The 5,069-nt window shown below is 62.6% G+C and carries 4 protein-coding genes; all 4 read right to left on the bottom strand.

What is annotated here, in order from left to right; translation table 11 throughout:
* Positions 1-1,337 (bottom strand): type IV pilus assembly protein FimV (locus ACV4UY_RS04835; RefSeq protein ID WP_491606519.1); only part of this gene is annotated, 1,337 nt, incomplete at its 3' end.
* A gap of 104 nt (positions 1,338-1,441) precedes the next feature.
* Positions 1,442-2,464, bottom strand: a complete 1,023-nt coding sequence (locus ACV4UY_RS04830) for an aspartate-semialdehyde dehydrogenase (protein WP_491606518.1) — start codon at positions 2,462-2,464, stop codon at positions 1,442-1,444.
* An 86-nt stretch (positions 2,465-2,550) separates the two neighbouring features.
* Positions 2,551-4,560, bottom strand: a complete 2,010-nt coding sequence (locus tag ACV4UY_RS04825; RefSeq protein WP_491606517.1) for a tetratricopeptide repeat protein — start codon at positions 4,558-4,560, stop codon at positions 2,551-2,553.
* Positions 4,561-4,823: 263 nt separating this feature from the next.
* Positions 4,824-5,069, bottom strand: a 246-nt coding sequence (locus ACV4UY_RS04820) for a hypothetical protein (protein WP_491606516.1), incomplete at its 5' end; no start/stop codon positions are given.

Raw genomic sequence — 5,069 nt, 5'->3', positions numbered from 1 at the left:
TCGACCACTCCCCGCCCGACCTCGACCGCTTCCAGGGACAGGGACTCCTCTTCCGCGACGCCGCTCAGCGTGTCATGCGCCGGATGGCTCTCCGGAGCGGACTCCAACGCCATCAACAGCTCGTTCAGATCCAGATCGGATTCGTCCGTCTCCATCCCATGCGCCAGATCCCGGGGATCGCTCGGCGCGGACCACTCGGACAACGCCGCCTCCAACCCGGCCTCGGAGCCATGACTGGCCCCTCCCGCCAGCATCTCCGCGTCCGACGACTCGGGAGGAGACAGCACATCGAAGGGATGGTCGGCAACAGAAGACCGCACTTCGAAGGGAAAGTCGCCAACAGGGGACCGCGCATCGAAAGGAGAGTCGGAAACGCTTTGGATGGATGACTCGGCCTGTTCCATGGTGTCGGGTGCGGGCGCCCCATTCGTTGGCTCCACGGGGTCGGCGGGCATCACCGGGGGAGACGAAACAACCGGCGAGGCGATCATCGCCGGAGTCTCGGGAAACGAGGATTTTTCCAGGGAGACGGGCGCGGGTGGCACGGCGTGATCGGCCAGGTGCTCCTCGGGCGGCGCGGTGGCCGGCAACTCGCCCATCGGATCTGGCGCGAATCCCGGCTCCGGCGGCGACTCCTCGGGAACCAGGAAGGGCGCAACCGCCAGGGCCGCGAGCGGCGCGGGCTCGAATACCGGGGGGGCCTCGACCGCCACCGGTTCCTGACGTTCGTGGCGTCCGCTCCCTTCACACGCCGTTTGAGGATCCTCTGCCCGACGACGCCGCGACCAGCGCAGCAGCACCAGAACCAGAAACGCCAGACCACCCGCGGTTCCAGCCAGGACCTCACGAGGCAGACCGTTGATCCAGCGGTTCCAGGCCAGCCAGGCGGATCGCCAGGCTGGCTGGGCCGGTTGATCCGACGGAATGGCGCTCAGCGCGGGGAGGGGGTCGCCGGCGGCGGCCTTGCCACCCTTGACCGGGAAGGCCGGGGTGACCCCCGAGGCCGCCGCATCGAGGGCTACCGGATAGTTGCGCACAAAGGAAAGATCCCCCTGGGTGACCCGCAACAACAGGGTGAAAAAGGGCTCGTTTTCCGGCTGTGTCCCGGTGATGACGATCCTGCCCCCCGCCGCGCCCTCGTCCACCAGACGGGCGTTCAAACGGGACCGGGCGCCCCCCGAGGTGAAGTCGGAGTTCGTTCCGACCAGCACCTCGACCTGCAACGGGGGCTCACCCGGCTCGAGGGTGTAGGGGATTTCGGCGGAGAAAGGGGCGTTCAAGGCGCTTTTCACCGACATCGGTCCGGTCATGGTGAGAGCAAGCGCCTCATCCGCCATCCCACACAGGATCCACGTCAGGCCAATGATTCCCACCCACGCCCGCCCGAGCCCGCGTCGCACACTCCTTCTCATGGGCACCGCTTCACCCCCTTGCTCCCGAATCACTTACCCAGATAATCGCGAATCAGCACCTCGGCGATCTGCACCGCGTTCAACGCGGCACCCTTGCGCAGATTGTCGGAGACCACCCACATCTGCAAGCCGTTCTCCACGCTGAAGTCCTTGCGGATGCGCGACACGAAGGTGGCATCCTTGCCCGCCGCCTCACGCGGGGTGATGTAGCTGGGTTTGGTGGGATCGTCCACCACCTCGATACCCGGCGCGTTGCGCAACAACTCGCGAGCCTCCTCCGGGGAGAGCGGCTTTTCGGTCTCGATGGTCACCACCTCGGAGTGGGCGTTGAACACCGGCACCCGCACCGTGGTGGCGGTGACGCGGATGTTGGGATCGAGGATCTTGTGGGTCTCGTTCACCATCTTCATCTCTTCCTTGGTATAGCCGTTCTCCAGGAAGGAGTCGATGTGCGGAATGAGATTGAAGGCGATCGGCTTGATGAACTTTTTGGGTGGCACGTCGCGACCCGGAATGTAGAAGGCGCGCGACTGCTCCATCAGTTCGTCCATGGCCGCCTTGCCCGCGCCGGAAACCGCCTGATAGGTGGCCACCACCACCCGCTTGATGCGCGCGGCGTCGTGGATCGGCTTCAAGGCCACGACCATCTGAATGGTCGAGCAGTTGGGATTGGAGATGATCCCCCGTTTCTTGTAACCGGCGATCGCCTCGGGGTTGACCTCGGGCACCACCAGCGGGACATCCGGCTCCATGCGGAAATGGGAAGTGTTGTCCACCACCACGCATCCGGCTGCGGCGGCACGCGGGGCATGCACCGCGGAGACCGAACCGCCCGGCGAGAACAACCCGACATGCACGCCGGAAAAATCGAACTCGGCCAGGTTCTTCACCACGATCTCGCGACCGCGATACTCGACGCGACTGCCGGCGGTACGCTCCGAGGCCAGCAGATGCAACTCACCCACGGGGAAATTGCGCTCCTCCAGAATGGCGAGAATCTCCCGACCCACATTGCCGGTCGCGCCGGCGATGGCGACATTGAAAACGTCCATGATGGTCTTCCTTCCAAAAATGATGAATATGGCCAATACGGTAAACGGTCAAACACGATCGGACCAGCCCGATCATAACAGACATTTCAGTCCGAATGGATCCATTTGACTTCCTGGTGATAGATGAAACGCGACGACTCCGGATAATAATAATGCTCCCCCTTGCGACCCGCCAGAAAATCGGAATGCCGAAGGGGACCGGTGAATTCCGCCCAAAAGAAATAGTCGCTGTTCTGAATCAACCGCATGGTGTTGGATCGGAACGCCGACTCCACGAAATCGTGGTCCACGATGTAAAAACACGCATGCGAGGTGGGACCGCACATGGGGGCCTGGATCAGATGATCGAGCATCTCCGGGCGGGCCTGAAAACACAACGGGGGCGGCGCGAAATTCCGGACCTCGTAATAGCCGCCGTGCTCCCGATAGCGCAGGCAGTTGCTGTCGCCGCGCAACGCCGCGTAGGTCTGGGGATGTTGGAACTCGGTCATGCAGCGTCGCACGAAATCCCGACTCCGCAACCCCTTGCCACACGCCAACGCCTGCTTGAGCACTGGATAGGCCAGCGCGGAATCGATGCGCGGCATGGGGCAGACCACGGTTTCATGGGGCCGCATATCGCCGATCACCCGCGCGATCGATCCGGTCATGATCGCGTCCGGAACCGCCATCACCACCACCGAGCCGCTCTCCAGCGAGCGACGCACCTGGTCGATGATCGGCAGGCACAGCACCTCATACAGATCCTGGGAGAGCGACAAGAGTTCCACGTTCACGCGGAACGGGATCTGATGATGCCGCAATTGGGCCAGAAAGGGTTCCAGACCCGGCAGATTGACACGGGTGGTATAAAGATTATAGACAACCCGACGGGATCGGCGCAAATCCTCGAACCCCTCGGTGGCCAGCAGCGATGGAAAAGCGACATCGTTCAGAAAGCGGATGTGCTCATCCCCCACCACGATGCAGCACAACTCCACCACCTTGCCAGGCTCTTCCGGGTTGGCGGTCAGGGTGATGCCGGTGTGGTCGATGAGGGCGCGTCGTCCGGTGCAGTAGTGGCTGGCGATCTCGGGCAGATGGTGATAGATCAGCCGCGTCGACAGGGAAGGCGGCAGTACCGAGGCTCCCCAATCCCCGCTCGGGGCGTACTGTTCGCACACCCGTTGCAACACGATCCCGGCATGGGGGCGATTGTTGAAGCGGTGCAGCATGTCGGTGAGACACAGATAGCTCTCCAGATCGTTGGGAGCCATCTGGATGTTCTGCCAACAGGTATCGATCGCCTCCTGGTGACGCCCGGCCTTTTCGAGCATCTCCGCATACTTCTGCCGCACCCGCAACCAGGTGGGTTGTCCGCCCAGCAACGCCTGGAACAGCGCTTCCGCCTCGCCCCAGTCGCCCTGACGAACCAGCATGTCGGCGAGCGCCACCCAGACCACCCCATCGGTGGGATTGTCGCCGAGAAACGCCCGACACACCCGCACCGCATCATCCAGACGATCCAGGCGATCCAGGATCTCGATCAGGGTCTGGCAGGATTGGGAATCGGCGGGATTCAGGCGCAGACAGTGGCGCAGCGCCGGCTCGGCGGTGGCGAAATCCCCCAGTTTCCAACTCAGATCGGCCAGGGCGCGTTGAACCTCCAGCGACTCCCGACTCGCCGCCGGCGTCGCCTCGAGCAGCGCCACCGCGCCGCGGAGATCCTGACGTTCCGTGAGCAGGTTCACACAGCGCATGCGTATACCGGTTTCGTCCGGATACCCCTCCAACGCCTTCAGGCAAGCCTGTTCCGCCTCCCGACCACCCAGCAGATCGGCCAGCATGCGCCAGGCAGGATAATGGTTCGGATCGGCGGCCACGCATTTTTTGGCCAGCATGATCAAGGAGCCCGGATCGCCGCGTTGTCCGAACAGCAGGGCATCCTGAAAATTGCGGGCGGCGTTGGCGCGATCGATCGCCTCGTAGCCGGCGATCGCCGCCGCCAGCTTACCCGCCGAGGCGGCCTCTTGCGCCTGTTCAAAACCGGGATCCGCGAACAGGGGCAATCGAGATGCCAGCTCACGGCTCAGCTCAGGCGCATGTTCCGATGCCATGTTCGTGGTCCCTTCGTCCAAGAAGTGCGGTAACGGTTGCAAGGGTCCGAGGACCTCAAGGTCCCCGGTGGGATCCGAGACAAGCCCCACTGTGCGGGGAATCCCAAGCCCCACTGTTGAGGGATCCGGGGACCACAAGGTCCCCGGTGGGATCCAAGGACAAAGCCCTTGGGACTTTTCTTTTGATTGATTCCTTTCGCGCGTTTTTCACGATCAGCCCTTTTTCGCGTCTTTTGCGAAAAAAGGCGCAAGCGCGCACCGTCTCATGTGCTCCATCCGTTGCCCGTCAGGGCAATGGATGGAGCGAATGGCCTGTGTGAATCCACGTCTCGTCGGCGACCAGTTTTTTGGCCATGTTTCCGAGATTGTTTGGCAAAAATCGCCAAACAATCTCGCAGCGAAGGCTGCGCGCAGCGTTTTTTCGCAAGAATCGCGAAAAAACGCTTCTTTGTAAAGCGCGCTAGGGCGTGTTGACATTCAATAATAATATCAACCCTATTCAAGCCAGA

The organism is Candidatus Magnetaquiglobus sp. (assembly GCF_058402785.1).
The sequence above is the reverse complement of the archived record's forward strand: the minus strand, read 5'-3'. Positions and strand labels throughout refer to the sequence as shown.